Origin of the sequence: Kribbella lupini, from assembly GCF_039529595.1 — a bacterium.
In the GTDB taxonomy this organism is placed as follows: Bacteria; Actinomycetota; Actinomycetes; order Propionibacteriales; family Kribbellaceae; genus Kribbella; species Kribbella lupini.
In genome coordinates, this window is sequence record NZ_BAAANC010000001.1 from 446,944 (window position 1) to 463,513 (window position 16,570).

General features: G+C 69.7%; 12 protein-coding genes. 4 read left to right on the forward strand and 8 right to left on the reverse strand.

Annotated elements, in window-relative coordinates; translation table 11 throughout:
* The first annotated feature begins 9 nt into the window (after positions 1–9).
* Positions 10–969, forward strand: a complete 960-nt coding sequence (locus ABD235_RS02120) for a DUF58 domain-containing protein (RefSeq protein ID WP_344168433.1) — start codon at positions 10–12, stop codon at positions 967–969.
* Positions 969–1,922, forward strand: coding sequence for a VWA domain-containing protein (locus tag ABD235_RS02125; protein WP_344168436.1), 954 nt, complete (start codon positions 969–971; stop codon positions 1,920–1,922). The genes ABD235_RS02120 and ABD235_RS02125 overlap by 1 nt, the downstream gene beginning before the upstream one ends.
* Here the strand turns inward: ABD235_RS02125 and ABD235_RS02130 are convergent.
* A complete protein-coding gene (locus ABD235_RS02130) occupies positions 1,919–4,132 on the reverse strand; it encodes a glycoside hydrolase family 9 protein (RefSeq protein ID WP_344168439.1) in 2,214 nt (737 codons plus the stop codon). The two genes, ABD235_RS02125 and ABD235_RS02130, sit on opposite strands and share 4 nt — an antisense overlap.
* A 120-nt stretch (positions 4,133–4,252) precedes the next feature.
* On the opposite strand from ABD235_RS02130, the gene ABD235_RS02135 reads away from it, so the two are divergent.
* The gene (locus ABD235_RS02135; protein WP_344168442.1) at positions 4,253–5,254 is read left to right on the forward strand and encodes a LacI family DNA-binding transcriptional regulator; all 1,002 of its coding nucleotides are present in this window, start codon (positions 4,253–4,255) and stop codon (positions 5,252–5,254) included.
* 171 nt (positions 5,255–5,425) lie between these two features.
* Positions 5,426–5,923, forward strand: coding sequence for a DUF3145 family protein (locus ABD235_RS02140; RefSeq protein ID WP_184793743.1), 498 nt, complete (start codon positions 5,426–5,428; stop codon positions 5,921–5,923).
* Between the two features lie 243 nt (positions 5,924–6,166).
* On the opposite strand, the gene ABD235_RS02145 is transcribed toward ABD235_RS02140, so the two are convergent.
* From ABD235_RS02145 to ABD235_RS02175, 7 genes are all read right to left on the reverse strand, one after another.
* Complete coding sequence (locus ABD235_RS02145) at positions 6,167–7,591, reverse strand: acyl-CoA carboxylase subunit beta (RefSeq protein ID WP_344168447.1); 1,425 nt, start codon at positions 7,589–7,591, stop codon at positions 6,167–6,169.
* Positions 7,592–7,676: 85 nt separating this feature from the next.
* Entirely contained in the window at positions 7,677–8,912 is a 1,236-nt protein-coding gene (locus ABD235_RS02150) for a beta-ketoacyl-[acyl-carrier-protein] synthase family protein (RefSeq protein WP_344168450.1), read from the reverse strand.
* A gap of 126 nt (positions 8,913–9,038) precedes the next feature.
* Positions 9,039–9,287 carry an acyl carrier protein gene (locus tag ABD235_RS02155; protein WP_077017127.1) on the reverse strand — a complete coding sequence of 83 codons (249 nt, stop codon included), beginning with the start codon at positions 9,285–9,287 and terminating at the stop codon, positions 9,039–9,041.
* Positions 9,288–9,359: 72 nt separating this feature from the next.
* The gene (locus ABD235_RS02160; RefSeq protein ID WP_344168456.1) at positions 9,360–10,358 is read right to left on the reverse strand and encodes a beta-ketoacyl-ACP synthase III; all 999 of its coding nucleotides are present in this window, start codon (positions 10,356–10,358) and stop codon (positions 9,360–9,362) included.
* A 1-nt stretch (position 10,359) separates the two neighbouring features.
* Positions 10,360–11,550 (reverse strand): acyltransferase domain-containing protein, encoded by a 1,191-nt coding sequence (locus tag ABD235_RS02165; protein WP_344168458.1) that lies wholly within the window; start codon positions 11,548–11,550, stop codon positions 10,360–10,362.
* Between the two features lie 78 nt (positions 11,551–11,628).
* Positions 11,629–12,822 carry a PucR family transcriptional regulator gene (locus tag ABD235_RS02170; RefSeq protein WP_344168460.1) on the reverse strand — a complete coding sequence of 398 codons (1,194 nt, stop codon included), beginning with the start codon at positions 12,820–12,822 and terminating at the stop codon, positions 11,629–11,631.
* Between the two features lie 560 nt (positions 12,823–13,382).
* Positions 13,383–16,418 (reverse strand): helix-turn-helix transcriptional regulator, encoded by a 3,036-nt coding sequence (locus tag ABD235_RS02175; RefSeq protein ID WP_344168462.1) that lies wholly within the window; start codon positions 16,416–16,418, stop codon positions 13,383–13,385.
* Positions 16,419–16,570 lie beyond the last annotated feature (152 nt).

Sequence of the window (16,570 nt, forward strand, 5' to 3'; positions counted from 1 at the left end):
AGGGCTGCGATGACGATCTCGCAGCTCGCGCCCGAGCGCGCGCTCCGGCGCCTCGAGCTGACCGTCGTACGGCGGCTCGAGGGGTACCTGCACGGCGAGCACCTCGGGCTGCTGCCCGGGCCGGGGACCGAGCTGGCCGAGGCCCGGGAGTACCAGGTCGGCGACGACGTCCGCCGGATGGACTGGGCCGTCACGGCGCGGACGACGATGCCGCACGTCCGCGACCTGATCGCGGACCGCGAGCTGGAGACCTGGGCGCTGGTCGACCTGTCCGCCTCGATGGACTTCGGTACGTCGCAGCTGGAGAAGCGCGAGCTCGCCGTTGCCGCCGTGGCGACCGTCGGGTTCCTCACCCACCGGCTGGGCGACCGGTTCGGCGGGCTGATGCTGCGCGACTCGACACTGCGCCGCTGGCCCGCCCGCTCCGGCCGCCTCGCGCTGTACGGGCTGCTCCGCGCGCTGCTCGCCGAGAAGGACCACGGCGAGCACAAGGCGCGCAGCGACCTGGCCGGGGCGCTCGACTCGATGGCCCGGACGCAGCGCAAGCGCGGTCTGCGGGTCGTGGTGTCGGACTTCCTGACCCCTGAGGACGGCGAGATCGACAGCCGGATGGAGCCGTCCTGGGAGCGCGCGATGCGCAAGCTGACCGCGCAGCACCAGGTGCTCGCGGTCGAGATCGTCGACCCGCGCGAGCTCGAGCTGCCCAACATCGGCGTCGTGATGATCGGCGACCCCGAGACCGGCGCGGTCCGCGAGATCGACACCCGCAAGCGCCGGGTGCGGGAGGAGTACGCCGCCGCGGCGCTCGCGCAGCGGGAACGAACCAGGACGGCCCTGCGTAGGGTAGGTGCGGGGCACCTGGTTCTGCGGACCGACCGGGACTGGGTCGCCGACACCGTGCGGTTCGTGCTCGCCTACAAGCGAGTCGCGCCGCGCCTGCACCAACCGCCGAAGGGAGTGGCTCGCTGATGGAGTTCCTGTCTCCGGCCCGACTCTGGTTCCTGCTGCTGATCCCGCTGGTGATCGCGGCGTACATCTACCTGCAGCACCGGCGCGCCCAGTACGCGCTGCGCTTCACCAACATCGCCCTGCTCGACCGGGTGGCCCCGCGCCGGCCGCAGTGGCGCCGGCACTTGGCCGTCGCGCTCGCGCTGCTGGCGGCGTGCTCGTGCGTGGTCGCGTTCGCGCAGCCCAAGGACGAGGTCAAGGTGCCGCGCGAGCGGGCCACGATCGTGGTCGCGATCGACGTCTCGCTGTCGATGATGGCGACCGACGTCGACCCGAACCGGCTCGAGGCGGCGAAGAAGTCGGCGAAGAACTTCGTCAACCAGCTGCCGTCGAAGTTCAACGTGTCGCTGGTCAACTTCGCCGGGACCGCGTCGATCATCGTGCCGCCGACCACTGACCGGGCGACCGTGCAGCGGTCGATCGACGGGCTGGAGCTCGCGGAGTCGACCGCCACCGGCGAAGGCATCTTCACGTCGCTGCAGGCGCTGACGCAGGTCCCGCCGGACCCGGAGCACCCGAACGACCCGGCGCCCGCGCGGATCGTGCTGCTGTCCGACGGCAAGCGCACGGTCGGCCGGACGGCGCAGGAAGGCGCGCAGGCGGCGAAGGCGAAGAACACCCCGATCTACACGATCACCTTCGGCACCGACTCCGGCTTCATCGAGATGGACGGGATCCGGCAGCGCGTACCCCCGGACCGCGCCGAGCTGCGCAGCGTCGCCGAGATCACCGGCGGCGAGGCGTACACGGCGGAGTCCGCGGGCGAGCTGGAGGACGTCTACAAGGACATCGGCTCCTCGGTCGGCTACGACAAGGTCGACAAGGAAGTGACGTCCCGCTTCGCGGGCATCGCGATGCTGTTCACGCTGGCCGCGGCCGGCGCCTGCATCGCGATGGCCACCCGCTTCCCCTAGGACCTGCCCTCGGCATCGGCGAACGCGGTGATCCACGCCAGCGCCGAGTTCCAGTTCACCGCGACCTCGTTGGTCGAGTACGAGCCGATGTGGTCGGTGTAGCAGGTCGCCGGCGCACACCCCTGGAGGTTGCGCTGGGCCACCGGGTCCTGCAGGCCCGAGTTGGGCCCACCGGCGAGCGATCCCGGGTACGGCGACGGCAACGCCGGATCCAGGGACTTGGCCCAGAAGCGATGATGCTGGTTCTGGCTCGCGCGCTCGCCGTACCCGGTCACGTACGACTGGTTGATCGCGTTCCGCCCCAGCAGGTAGTCGAGGGACTCGAGTGCCGCCGACCGATAAGCATTGTTCCTGGTCAGGTCGTACGCGACCGCCAGGATCAGCGCGCTGTTCGCCACCGCGCTGTTCGAGCCCCACACGTACTTCCCGTCGGCGGGCTGGTACGGATTCGCGTACCCCTGCCCGCGAGCAGCAGCGACGTACACGTCAGCCACCGCGGCGATGCGCTGCCGCAGTTTCCACTGGTCGACCAGCGGCAGCCGCCAAGGCGCCCTGGCCAGCGCGAGATCCGCCAGCCCGCCGGTCTCCTGCCACGAGAACCCGTCAGCCGCCTTCAGCACCGTGGTGATGGACCGCCGGTACGACGCCTTGCCGGTGGCAACGAACAGCTCGGCCGCGGCCCACGAGAACTCGTCGCTCACCTTCGTGTCGTCGTACGCGCCACCGCCGACCCCACCGTCGGGCGCGTAGACCGCGGGATGCGCCGCAGCCGCCTTCCACGCCTTCTCGGCGGCACTCAGGCACCGAGCCGCGAACGCCTTGTCCCATGCGGCGTAGACCCGCGCGCACCGAGCCCCGACGGCCGCCACGTTCAGCGTCGCCGCCGTCGACGGCGGGTAGAGGTACCGCGGCTGCGGGTCCGCGGACGGCAGCAACGGCAGCCCGGTCCACGCCACGTCGTGGATCTTGTGATGCACCATCCCGGCCAGAGCACCGGAGGGCACCTGCATCCGCAGCAGGAAGTCGATCTCCCACCGAGCCTCGTCCAGTACGTCGGGAGTCCGGTTGCCCGCCTCGGGAATGCGCAGGTCGACCCCACGATCCCGGTGCTGCGCCGACCGCTCGTACAGATCCAGCAGCTGCCACGCCGCCAACGCCCCGTTCACCACGTACTTGCCGTGATCGCCCGCGTCGTACCAACCACCCCGTACGTCGAGGCTGTAGCCGCACGTCCCCGGCAGACAGGGCACCGACGTGTCCCCCTGATTCGGCGCGACCCCGCTGTGCCCGGCCGGTCGCGCGTACGCCTCACCGACGTACCGGGCCTCGATCGGGATCCCGCTGCGGTTGTTGTAGAAGTACGCGAGCGCGTCGCGGCGCAGCGGCCGGTAGAGATCGTTGCCCAGGTCAAAGGGTTCGCTCAGGTGGTCCCCGACGGCCAACCGGAACCCTTGCCCGCTCCCGCGATACCGGCCGAAGTCGATGCGCTGCACCCGGGTCCCCGCCGCCGCATCCAGCCCGTACGGCGTGGAGACGCCCGTGCTGACCACGCGATCCGTTGCATCGAGCAACCGCCACGGCTGCGGCTCGACGGCGTCCGTCACGTACGTCGCCCGCCGCGGACCGTTGCCCAGGTACCCGAGCTGGTTCACCCGCACCGGCGAGCCGAAGTCCCGTACCCCACCAGGTGGCACGACACCTCCGACCAGCGAGATGTCGTCCAGGCACAGCGTGAACGCCGCACCGTTGCCGCCGGCCTGGAAGCTGACCTGCGCGTGGTCGCTGGTCACCGTCGACGGCGCGGTGAACTCGAACGCCTTCGGGGAGGCACCCAGCGCGGCCGGCTGGTTGAGCACCGTCGTCTGCGGCGTGCCCGCGAGCTGCACCACCGCGCGCACCGTCACGTCCCGGCTCGCCGTCGCGGTGAACCGCAGCCGGTAGTCCTGACCGGCCTCGACCGGGATGTCGTCCTGGCCGATCATCGCGTCCCACACGTTGACCGTCCCCGCCGGAACCTGCGCGCACAGCCGGCCGCCCTCGACGGCGGTCGGCGTACTGCCACTGCTCCACCACGGGCTCTTGTCGGTGTCGAAAGTACCGTTGAGGATCCGCTCGTACTCCGGGTCCGCGGCCTGCGCGGCAGGCGGACCGACGAGGGACAGAACCAGGGCGGTCAGCACGAGAGTGGACCGTCGGCGAAGTCTGGACATGCGCTGCCTCCGATGGGCGACTGGACTGGGAGCGCTTTCAGTCTCAGTATGGTGACCAGCGCTTCGGTAGCTGTCAATGGCGACCGGGAGCGCTTCCAGTTCTTTCCGCAAAGGAGCAGGATGGCGAAGCGGCAGGTGACCCTCGACGAGGTGGCCGAACGGGCCGGCGTGTCCCGGTCGGCGGCGTCGCGGGCGATCAACAACGCCCCCAACGTCAGCCGCGTCAAGCGCGAGGCGGTGCAGCGGGCCGTCGAAGCGCTCGGGTACGTGCCGAACGCAACGGCCCGCGCGCTCGCCACGCAGCAGGTCGGCTCGGTCGTGCTGGCGATCTCGGGGGAGGACCCGGCGCTGCTGGCCGACCCGTTCTTCGCCGAGGTGGTGGTCGGGATCTCCTCGGTGCTCGAGGAGACCGACCTCGAGCTCGTGCTGTCGCTCGCCACGTCGGAGCGCGGCCAGGCCCGGCTGGCGCAACGGCTGCGGACGCGGCAGGCGGACGGCGTGATGCTGATGTCGCTGCGGGAGAACGACCCGCTCGCCGCGCTCGCGCACCAGGCCGACGTACCGGTCGTGTTCGGTGGACGGCCGCTCGGCTTCGAGCCGTCGTACTACGTGGACGCGGACAACCGCTGTGGTGGGCGGGCCGCGACCGAGCACCTGGTCGCCACTGGCCGGACCAGGATCGCGACGATCACCGGGCGCCTCGACGAAGGAGCCGGTACGGCGCGGTACCAGGGTTTCCAGGACGCGCTGGCGGTCGCCGGGCTCGATGCGAGCCGCATCGTCCAGGGTGATTTCGCCGAGGACGGCGGCGCGCAGGCGATGGGGGAACTGCTGGCGCGGTGGCCGGACCTCGACGGGGTGTTCGTTGCCTCCGACCAGATGGCGATCGGCGCGCTGCGGGTGCTGCGCGAGGCCGGGCGGTCGGTGCCGGACGACGTGGCCGTTGTCGGCTTCAACGACATCTCCGCAGCGCGGCACACCGTCCCGCCGCTCACCACCGTGCACCAGCCGATCCAGGCGCTCGGCCGCGAGATGGCCCGGATGCTGCTCGCGGTGCTGGCGGGGGAGCAACCTAGTCCACTGATCCTGCCGACGCGACTGGTCGTCCGCGCGTCGAGTTGAGCTTTTCGGACCGGCCGGTGCCGGATCGCGACACGACGGTGATGTAGTTGACACGGCGAGGTTGCTGGTGTCAAAGGGATCTGTGGTGCAAGATGGGTCTCGCTGTCAGGACCATCTGGCCGTGATCGAGAACGCTGGGGAAGGCGCAGCTCGAGCACAAAGGAGGTCCTGGTGGCGACGACTCGTGGCGTTCTGTACGTCCACACGGTGCCGTCAGCGCTGTGCCCGCATGTCGAGTGGGCAGCGGGCGGCATCCTTGGCGTGCCCGTGAAACTGGACTGGACCCCGCAGCCGGCGGCCCAGGGCCAGTACCGGGCCGAACTGTCGTGGCAGGCGGAAGCCGGTACGGCGGCCAAGCTGGCGTCCGCGTTGCGCGGATGGCAGAAGCTGCGCTTTGAGGTGACCGAGGAACCCAGCAACGGCGTCGAGGGCGAGCGGTACTCGTTCACTCCCGCGCTCGGGGTGTTCCACGCGACCACCGGGGTGCACGGCGACATCATGGTGCCCGAGGACCGGCTGAAGGCCGCGATGCTCAAGGCCGCCAGCGGCGAGGCCGATCTGACCGAGGAGGTCGAACGGTTGCTGGGACGTCCCTGGGACGACGAGCTCGAGCCGTTTCGCTACGCGGGTGACGGTGCTCCCGTTCGCTGGCTGCACCAGGTTGTGTAGGCACTGAAACAACCGCTCGACAGCAAACCTGAGAAGTTCTGAAGAAAGCAGTGAAGGCAGGAGCTTTTCCGGCATTCTTCGACGATGCTGGACTCCCACAGCTTCCCCGGTGCGAACCGGGGACCAGGCCGTGGCCGCTGGGCCACCGGGTGTCGGGACACCCCCGGTTGTCACAAACAGCGGCCGCACCACGTGGAAAGGGCGCGAACCCCGACAGGGTTCGCGCCCTTTCTCTTGCCGTCCTTACAGCGGAATGTTGCCGTGCCGCCCCCGGACCTTGCCGTTCTCCTCGGCGGTCGCGATCGCAGCGGCCAGCGCCGACCGGGTCTTGGCCGGCTCGACGACCTCGTCGACGACCCCGATCTCCCGCGCCCGCTCGATCCCGCCGGCGATCTTCTCGTGCTCGGCCGCCAGTTCCGCCTCGACCTGCGCGCGCAGCTCCGGTGCGACGTCGGCCAGCTTGCGCCGGTGCAGGATCCGGATCGCGGCCACCGCGCCCATCACCGCGACCTCGGCCCGCGGCCAGGCGAACACCCGGGTCGCCCCGAGCGACCGCGCGTTCATCGCGATGTACGCGCCGCCGTACGTCTTGCGCGTCACCAGCGTGACCCGCGGGACCACCGACTCGGCGAACGCGTGCAGCAGCTTGGCACCTCGCCGTACGACGCCGTCCCACTCCTGCCCGACGCCCGGCAGATAACCCGGTACGTCGACCAGCACCACCATCGGTACGCTGAACGCGTCGCACATCCGCACGAACCGCGACGCCTTCTCCGCCGACAACGCGTCGAGGCAACCGCCGAGCCGCAGCGGGTTGTTCGCGATCACGCCGACCGTGCGCCCGCCGAGCCGGCCGAGCGTGGTGACGATGTTCGGCGCCCAGCGCTGGTGCAGCTCGACGCCGGAGTCCTCGTCGAGCACGCCGCCGACCAGCGGGTGCACGTCGTACGCGCGCTTGGCCGACTCCGGCAGCAGCCCGGACAGGTCCGTGTCGGAGACGTCGCCGGACACGTCGCCCTGGTTGGCGAACAGGTCGGCGAGCTGGCGCGCCTTCTCGATCGCGGCGGCCTCGCTGTCGGTGGTGATGTGGACGACGCCGGACCGGCGGCCGTGCGGCTCGGGACCGCCGAGGCGCAGCATGTCGACGTCCTCGCCGGTAACCGAGCGGACGACGTCCGGACCGGTGACGAAGATCCGCCCCTCCGGCCCGAGGATCACCACGTCGGTCAGGGCCGGCCCGTACGCCGCACCGCCCGCGGCGGGCCCGAGCACGACGGAGATCTGCGGGATCTTGCCGGAGGCCTGCGTCATCGCGTAGAAGATCTTGCCGACCGCGTGCAGGCTGAGCACGCCTTCGGCCAGCCGGGCGCCGCCGGAGTGCCACAGCCCGATGATCGGCAGTTCCTCGCGCCGCGCCACCTCGTACGCCGTACAGACGACCTCGCAGCCCTCGTCGCCCATCGCGCCACCCATCACGGTCGCGTCGGAGCAGAAGGCGACGACGGGCGCGCCGGCGATCGTGCCGCGGACGGCGAGCATGCCGGACAGGTCGTCGGGCGTGAGCAGCTCGAGCGAGTCCGCGTCGAGCAGGTTCGTCAGGCGGGTGAAGGGGTTGCGCGGGTCCAGCTCGCGAGGCAGCTTGGCTGGTTTCGCGGGGGCAGTGGTCATGGGCATCTCCGGGGGATCAGCTAGCTCGAACTGCCTGCTGGAAAAAGCTGGGCCGGGCAGCGAACTGCCCGGCCCAGCTCAGAACTCAGACCGACTTGAAGGCCAGGGCGACGTTGTGGCCGCCGAAGCCGAAGGAGTTGTTCAGCGCCGCGACGTCACCGTCGGGCAGCTTGCGCTGCTCGGTGGCGATGTCGAGGTCGACGCCGTCGTCCACCTTGTCCAGGTTGATCGTCGGCGGCACGACGCGGTGGTGCAGCGCCAGCACCGTGGCGATCGACTCGACCGCACCGGCCGCGCCGAGCAGGTGACCGACCATCGACTTCGGCGCGGTCGCGATCGCGTGGTCGGCGGCGCTGCCGAGGGCCTTGCGGATCGCGATCGCCTCGGCGACGTCACCGGTCGGGGTGGAGGTGGCGTGCGCGTTGATGTGCACGATGTCGCCGGCCGCCAGATCGCCCTCGCGCAGCGCCTGCAGCATCGCGCGCTCGGCGCCGGAACCGGTCGGGTCGGGCTGCACGATGTCGTGGCCGTCGGCGGTGATGCCGGAGCCGGCGAACTCGGCGTAGATCTTCGCGCCGCGGGCGACCGCGTGCTCGTAGGTCTCCAGGACCAGGACGCCGGCGCCCTCACCGAGCAGGAAGCCGTCGCGGTCGACGTCCCACGGACGCGACGCGCGCTCCGGGTCGTCGTTGCGCTTGCTGAGCGCCATCATCTGTCCGAACGCGGCCAGCGGCAGCCCGGCGATCGACCCCTCGGCGCCACCGGCGACGACGATGTCGGCGCGGCCGAGCCGGATCTGGTCGGCGGCCAGCGAGATCGCCTCGTTGCTGGAGGCGCAGGCCGAGACCGGGGTCTGGACGCCGGCCAGCGCACCGAGCTCGAGGCCGACGTTGGCGGCGGCGGAGTTCGGCATCAGCATCGGGATCGCCAGCGGCGAGACCCGGCGCGGGCCGTTGCGCAGCGCGTCGTAGTTGGTCAGCGTGGTGAGCAGGCCGCCGATGCCGGTGGCGATCGCGACGCCCAGGCGGGTCTTGTCCAGCTCGACGTCGGCCAGGCCGGAGTCGGCCCAGGCCTCGCGGGCGGCGACCACGGCGAACTGCGCGTTGCGGTCCAGGCGGCGGGCCTTGACCCGCTCGATGATCTCGGTCGGCTCGACCGCGGCCGGAGCGGCGATCTTGACCGGCAGTTCCTCGACCCAGTCGGCGGTCAGCAGCTTGGCGCCGGACCGGCCGGCCAGCAGGGCTTCCCAGGTACTGGCGACGTCGCCCCCGACCGGGGTCGTCGCTCCGAGCCCGGTGATCACGACTCGGGTCTTCGACATGGTTACCTCATCCTTCGGCGAGAGAACTGGTGCGGGGTGGGGGGTGCTGCTGGTACGGCGTACCGGCCGCGTGCTCACCGGACCCTCAGGCCCGGTGAGGCACCGCTACCGGCTCGATCGGCTGCGTCAGCCGTTCTGGGCGCGCTCGATGAACGCGACGGCGTCGCCGACGGTCTTCAGGTTCTTGACCTCGTCGTCGGGGATCTTCACGCTGAACTTCTCCTCGGCGGCCACCACGACCTCCACCATGGAGAGCGAGTCGACGTCGAGGTCGTCGGTGAAGGACTTGTCCAGCTGGACGTCCTCGACCGGGATGCCCGCGATCTCGTTGACGATCTCGGCGAGGTTGCTGCGGATCTCTTCGGTGCTGGCCATCTGTGTGGTTTCCCTTTCGGAGTTTCTGCTGCTCTGGTACGCCGGGGCGTGGCCCCGGACATCTGAGGGGTGTTACGGGATCCGGATGACCTGACCGGCGTACACCAGTCCGGCCCCGAACCCGATGATGAGCGCGAGGTCTCCGCTCTTGGCCTCGCCACTCTCGCGCATCGCGCTGATCGCGAGCGGGATCGACGCGGCCGACGTGTTGCCCTGGCGCTCGATGTCGCGGGCCACCTTGACGTGGTCGGGCAGCTTGAGCGCCCGGTGCATCGCGTCGGTGATCCGCATGTTCGCCTGGTGCGGCACGAACAGGTCGAGGTCCTCGGCCGTCACGCCGGCCACGTCCAGCGCCTGCTGCGCGGTCTTGGCCATCTCGAACGCCGCCCAGCGGAACACCGGGTTGCCGTCCATCTTCAGGTTCGGCCAGTTGTAGCTGCCGGCCGCCTCCTGCCAGGACTCCTTCTGGCTGATCAGCTCGTGCTGCGTGCCGTCGGAGCCCCAGACCACCGGGCCGATGCCCGGCTCGTCGGACGGGCCGATCACGGCCGCGCCGGCGCCGTCGGCGAAGATGAACGCCGTACCGCGGTCGGTCCGGTCGGTGATGTCGCTGAGCCGCTCGACGCCGATCGCCAGCACGTACTTCGCGCTGCCGCCGCGGACCATGTCGCTGGCCATCGCGACGCCGTAGCAGAAGCCCGCGCAAGCGGCCGAGATGTCGAACGCGGCCGCCGTCGGGGCGCCGACCTCGACCGCGATCCGGGTCGCGATCGCGGGCGTCTGGTACAGGTGCGTGACGGTGGCGACGATGACGCAGCCGATCTGGGCCGGGTCGATGCCGGAGTCGCGCAGCGCCTCCTTGGCGGCCTCGACCGACATCATCAGCACGGTCTCGTCGGGCTCGGCCCAGCGCCGCTCGCGGATGCCGGACCGGGTCCGGATCCACTCGTCGCTGGAGTCGATCTGCTCGAGGATCACCGAGTTCGGCACGACCGTGCGCGGCCGGTACGAGCCCATCCCGAGGACGGCGGTGTGCTCGGCACCCTGGACGGTCGTGATCGAACCGGTCATGTCAGTTTCCTCCGCTCGGGTGCAGCCGCACCAGCGGCTGCCCGGGGGCGACCGGGTCGCCCTCCTCGACCAGCCACTCCACGACGATGCCGCCGTGCGGGGCGCGCACCTCGAGCTCGTCGCGCAGGCTCTTCACCGTCGCGACCACCTCGCCGGCCTCGACCGCGTCACCGGTCTCGCGCTTGACCTGCGCCTCGCGGGTGAAGGTGCCCTTCATCGGCGCGACCAGCAGCCGCCAGGTCGGCGACGCGTCGATCTCCGACGGGCTGCCGTGCTTGTCGACGAACGCGCGGGCGTCGTCGAGCTGGTCCGGCGTCTTCAGCGCGAACGTCTCGACACCCTTCAGGGCCCGCTTCGCGATCCCGGTCAGCGTGCCGGCCGGGGTCATCTCCAGGATGCCGGTGACCTGCAGGTCGGCCATCGTCTGCATGCACAGGTCCCAGCGGACCGGCGCGTTGACCTGCTGGACCAGCCGCTGCAGGACGTCGCGGCCGTCGTGCACGACCTGGCCGTCGCGGTTCGAGATCAGCCGCGCGCGGGGGTCGTGGGTGGTGATCGACTTGGCGTAGCCGGCCAGGGTCTGGACGGCGGGCTCCATGTGCCGGGTGTGGAAGGCGCCGGCCACCGAGAGCGGGATCAGCCGGGCCTTGGCCGGCGGGTCGGCGGCCAGCGCGGCCAGCTCCTCGACGGTGCCGGCGGCAACGATCTGGCCCGGGCCGTTGTCGTTGGCCGCGGTCAGCCCGTACTGCTCGAGCTTGGCCAGGATCTCGTCCCGGTCGCCGCCGAGGACGGCGGTCATCGAGGTCGGGGTCAGCGCGGCCGCCGAGGCCATCGCCTTGCCGCGCTCGCGGACCAGGACCATCGCCTGCTCGGCGCTGATCACGCCGGCGCCGACGGCCGCGGCGATCTCGCCGACGCTGTGACCGGCCAGCGCGCCCATCTTCTGGAACGCGTCACCGGGGTGCGGGAAGACGGCCAGCGCCGCCAGCATGCTGGAGGCGACCAGCAGCGGCTGCGCGATCGCGGTGTCACGGATGGTGTCCGCGTTGGCCTTGGTGCCGTAGTGGGCGAGGTCGAGACCGGCGACCGCGGACAGCCAGTTCAGCCGGTTCTCGAAGACTGGGTCCTCCAGCCACGGCTCGAGGAAACCTGGGGCTTGAGCGCCCTGACCGGGCGCGACGATGACGAGCACGTGACAACTCTCCCTGAGCCGGGGCGTTCGTGGGTCCTTCGGCGGTACGAATTCTACGGCCTCGACTTTGTAGGAATCCTACAAAACGTGCGTCCCCGGCTCCGGGTTGAGCAGGCGGCCCAGCGCCAGTGCGACACGCAACGTGAAAGCGTCTCGCGGGTTGCCCGGCGAGTAGCCGGTGATTTCGCCCACACGCTTCAACCGGTACCGGACGGTATTGGCGTGGATGAACATCGTCCGGGCCGTCGCCTCGATCGAACCACCGGAGTCGAGGTACGCGCTCACCGTGTCCAGGAGGACTCCGTCGCCCATCGTGAGCGGGCCGTAGACGTCAGTGGCGAGTTGACGGCGGGCGTGACCGTCACCGGACAGGCTGCGCTCGGGCAACAACTCGTCGGCGTGGACGGGTCGGGGAGCGGCCGGCCAGGCCGGTGCGGCGCGGAGTCCCGCGACCGCCGCGCGGGCCGAGGTGACGGCCGACATCAGGTCCTTGACAACCGGCCCGACGACGATCGGACCGGGTCCGAACCAAGCGGCCAGCTTTTGTACGATCTCCACAGGTTTACTCGTACCACCGAGTACCACGACCAGCCGGTCGCCCTGCATCGCGCACAACGCGTCGGCGCCGGCCTCGCGCGCCGCGGCCCGGACGGAGTCCGCGACGTTCGCCGTACCGGACTCTCCTTCGAGGGCTCGTCCCACCACGACGGCCACCTCCGAGGACCCGCTTGCCCCGGTCCACCCGAGCGCCGACGCGCGGGACCGGACCGACTCGTCGGCCTCGCCGCGGATCACCGAGTCGACCACCAGGGCCTCGAGTCTGGCGTCCCACGCGCCCCGCATCTCCGCCGCCTGCGCGTAGACGGTCGCCGCCGCGAACGCGACCTCACGCGCGTACCGCTGCATCGCCTCCCGCACGGCGGGCACGTCGTCCTCGGGCAGCAGGTCGCCGATCGTGTTCTCGATCATCTCGATCGTGGTCCGCAGCAGCTCGACGGTCTGGTGCAAGCTGATCACCCGCGTGAACTCCCGCGGCGCCGACCCGAACATCCGCGTCGGCATCGACGAGTGCGCCTCCGGATCCCGGAACCAGTCCACGAACGCCGTGATCCCCGACTGCGCCACCAGCCCGATCCACGACCGATCCTGCGCCGACAACCTCCGGAACCACGGCAGCTCCTCGTCCATCGCCGCCATCGCCGCCGTAGCGAGCGCCCCGGTAGCCCCCTGCAACCGCTCAGCCCGAGCCGCATGCCCCATCACCTTCGCCACGGCTCGACAGTAGCCGCCGGGTGAAGGCGCGTGCCGTCAACGCTCGGCACAGCAGGCGAAGTCAAAAGCCTCTCACCGCGAAGCACGCGAGTTCTAAGGGGGGAGAGGCGCCGAAATGAGGTGGCGCACACGATGTGGTGGGACACCCTGTGGCTCGACTGTGAAGGAAAGCGGCGATCGTCGCCGCGGTCCCTCAAGGAGGATTCATGAACCGCAGGCACTCAGCAATGGCGGTAGCAGCGTTGGCGTTGTGCGGAGCAGGGCTCACTGCGACGGAGGTGACAGCACAGGTCATACCCGAGCCGTCCCGGTCGAACACCCTCGAGTACAACTACCCCGAGTACAAACTCGACGTGCCGATGGCACCAATCGACCCCGCACCCAAGCCGGTTGACGGCGCCGGTGCCGACGTCGTCCCAGTCGCGGCATCCGGACTCGGCGGCGCCGGCGTCGCTTTGGCTGCCCTGTGGATCTACCGACGTCGTCAAGCGACGGCCGGCTAGGCAGGTGCTGCCGTGCCTGTACTCGGGTACGGCAGCAGAGGTCGTCGGGCTGCGGACTCAACCCTCGCGACGGTCGGTCAACCGCTCGGCGAGTGCTGCCGCTTCCACCCGAGTCGTCGTGCGGGTTTTGCGCAGGATGCTGGATACGTGCACGCTCACGGTTTTGTCGCTGATTACAAGTTCCTTGGCGATCTCGCCGTTCGATCGCCCGGCCACGAGGAAAGTCATGATCTCTCGTTCCCGCGCGGTGAGGTGTGCCAGACCAGGTACAGGGAGATCCATGTTCAGTGGCTCTGCCGGTTCGCGAAGAGTAACCCGCGCCATGCGGGCGAGCGTATCGATCTGATGCTGCAACGGCTGCGCTCCGAGTCCGATGGCGCCGCGGTGTGCGCTGCGGAGCAATCCGCCGACGGCTGAAGATGCCGCACCAGTCGTGAGCAGAGCACTTGCGCATCGGTACTGGGACAAAGCCGTGTGCCAGGGAGCACCAGCGGCTTCACACTTCTCTATCGCCTGTTCCCAGCAGGCTGCTTCCTTGGGATCGTGCCCGCAGCGGGCGACTGCAGCGGCGAACAGTGTTCTGCGCATCTGTTGTATCTCACTGTCGGGCGGAGACGTGAACGGTGGGCGAGGCCAGCGCGCGAGTGTCTCGTCCAGTCCGGACCGCGCTAGCGAGGCAGCATCGACATCACCGGCATCTCGTCCAGCCACCGCGAGCTCGGCCGCGGCTTCAGCGAGGGGCAGGACCAGTTGATCCCTGTACTTGACCGCCCGGAGGTCTTCTGCGCGAGGGGGCGACGGTGTGGCGTTTGGGCCGGTGATGCGTGATTTGACCCATTCGAACGCCTTGTACGGTTCACCAGAAGCAGTGAACACTTCGGCGCCGGCCAGCGCCATTCGCATCCGTAGACCCGGGTAGTCGCCTGGAATCAGTTCGAGGGCCCTCCCAAGGTGCTGCTTGGCTTCTGCGAGATTCCCCGATCTCACGGCCAGTCGCGCCGCAACCATCCGCAAGCCCGCGCTTGGGATGGGACCGCGGCGCGCAGCCAAGGCTTCACGCAGCAGGTCCTGACACTCTTGCCAGCGGCCGGAGTGCAACAACCCTTCCGCTGCGAGGGCCGCGAGGAAATATCCCCAGTGTGGCGAACCTCCCCTGAGGGCGTCGTGGAATCCTTGCAAGGCGACCGCGGTGGCCTCTGTCGTCAAACCGAGTTCCGACAGACAGATCACACGCCAGTTCGCGGCGGCCGCTTGTTGCACGCTGTCGCCGCACGACCTCGCGAGCAGATGAGCTTCACCCGCATCCGCGAGTGAGGACTCGATCTGATCGCGGTGCAAGTGGACGGACGCGCGGGTGTTGAGGGCGTACGTCAGCGCTGGACCGGACTCCGATCTGCGAGCGATCCTAACCGCTTCGTCTGCGTGCATCGCAGCCTCAGGCAGACGGTCATCCCACTTCTCCGCGTCCGCGAGGCCAGCCAGTGCCCGCGCCCGCTGGGGGCTGAGAGGGAATTGCTGGGTGAGTTCGACTGCCTGGGTGCTGTCGCTGAGCCGTGTTTTCCCTGGCGTTGCGCGCTGCCGCTCGAGGTCGCCCAGCGCGCAGGCGAGTGTGCTTGCCAGCAGCGGTTCGTCTGCCGGGTTCACAAGCCCTCTGGCGTGGTCCAACCATCCGATCGCCGCCTCAACCCGCCCAGCCCGATCGCAGGCGTCGCTGGCCCTCAACAACAGATCGATGTGAGCCCACGACGGTCCACGGACATCCGGCGACACCTCGTCCCACAGCGAACACGCGCGCTCCAGGTTCATGGCCTCCTCGGCGGGGGCGTGCAGGTTCACCGCATAGTTAGCCGCCGCGATCGACCACTGGTAGCTCTTGTCAGCATGGCCTGCGCGGTCGTAGTGCACCGCCAGATCCGCCGCGTCGCACTGACGCGTGGTGCCCGACCGAGCCTCGAGCACGCGGGCGTAAGTTGCATGCACGCGGGCCGCATCGCCCGGCGGCATGGCATCTTCCAAGACCTCAGCCAAGAGGGGGTGCCGGAACCACAACCGTCCGTCGACATCCGAAAGCACGACGCCTTGGTACTGAGCCTCGGTCAGGCATTCGGACAGCTGGGCGGGGTTCACGCCGCCGTGCTTCGTCAAGACGCCGGCCAGCACGTCGACCTCCGTGGGGCGGCCGGCGGCCGCGAGCACACGGGTGGTCTGACGGGCTGTGGCAGACAGGCAATGCCAGCTGGAAAGCAGCGCCTCGCCGAGGGCCGTTGGTATCGCTGCCGGTAGCTCCAGCAGGTCATCGGGCCGTTCGCCGTCGGACATGTCACGAGTCAGTAGTTCCGTCAGATAGGGATTACCACCTGAACGTTCGTGAACCTGAGCGGCGAATTCGACGTCGACGACCCGTCCCAGCAGACCTTCGATCTGGACCTCTGTCGCCGCCAAGTCCAGCCGGTCGAGCTGAACCTCATTGAATGCGGGCGTCCGCCGCATGTCAGCGAGCCAGCCGTGCAAGGGATGACCCTCGTCACGATGTTCTTCGCGGCACGCCGCCATCACAGCCAGACGTTGGTCGTCGAACCCGCTGATCAAGTACGCCAGTACATCGAGCGACGTGTGATCCGCCCAGTGAAGGTCGTCGATCACCAGCACGGTCGGTGCCGTTTCAGCGATCCGGTTGAACACCAGATCGAGCAGGGGAAGTAGACGTCCTGTCTCCCTCGCCCGGGCGCTTCCCAGCGCCGGGAAGATCAGTCCGAGATCATCAACCCCGGTCAACACCTTGCGGCGGTTCGCAGCGTCAACGCGTGCGAACCATGGTTTCAAGGCGCCGGTCAACGGCGCAAAAGGGACGGTCGCTTGCCCGAAGTGCACACAGGTTCCCCAGAGCACATGGGTCCCGTCGCCGAGACCGCTGCACACCTCACGGATCAGTCTCGTTTTGCCGATGCCGGCCTCGCCCCGAACCACCACCGCGCACGGCTCTCCGCTCGCGGCTCCCTCCAGAGCTCTCGCGAGAAGTTCATACTCGATCGTTCGTCCGGCGAGTCGATGATTCGGCCTTGGGACGCCTGCTCCCACGAACCCAGTGTCCATCGCCCAGCCAGCCAAGGGGGATCTCGTACGCGGACTGTCCGCTGACCGTACTCAACGTCTCTTCAGCAGGTGCGCCGCCCGCCGTCGGCGATGCCAGCCACGTTCGCCGGAATCTGCATCAGCCGCCGCATGCGGCAGATCGTGACCGAGCG

Bases quoted from the DNA above. Each gene is read 5' to 3' on its own strand.
- ABD235_RS02150 (WP_344168450.1), bottom strand. From the start codon at position 8,912: ATGTCGAAGACCCGAGTCGTGATCACCGGGCTCGGAGCGACGACCCCG.
- ABD235_RS02175 (WP_344168462.1), bottom strand. From the start codon at position 16,418: ATGGACACTGGGTTCGTGGGAGCAGGCGTCCCAAGGCCGAATCATCGA.
- ABD235_RS02120 (WP_344168433.1), top strand. From the start codon at position 10: ATGACGATCTCGCAGCTCGCGCCCGAGCGCGCGCTCCGGCGCCTCGAG.
- ABD235_RS02125 (WP_344168436.1), top strand. From the start codon at position 969: ATGGAGTTCCTGTCTCCGGCCCGACTCTGGTTCCTGCTGCTGATCCCG.
- ABD235_RS02160 (WP_344168456.1), bottom strand. From the start codon at position 10,358: ATGACCGGTTCGATCACGACCGTCCAGGGTGCCGAGCACACCGCCGTC.
- ABD235_RS02155 (WP_077017127.1), bottom strand. From the start codon at position 9,287: ATGGCCAGCACCGAAGAGATCCGCAGCAACCTCGCCGAGATCGTCAAC.
- ABD235_RS02135 (WP_344168442.1), top strand. From the start codon at position 4,253: ATGGCGAAGCGGCAGGTGACCCTCGACGAGGTGGCCGAACGGGCCGGC.
- ABD235_RS02130 (WP_344168439.1), bottom strand. From the start codon at position 4,132: ATGTCCAGACTTCGCCGACGGTCCACTCTCGTGCTGACCGCCCTGGTT.
- ABD235_RS02145 (WP_344168447.1), bottom strand. From the start codon at position 7,591: ATGACCACTGCCCCCGCGAAACCAGCCAAGCTGCCTCGCGAGCTGGAC.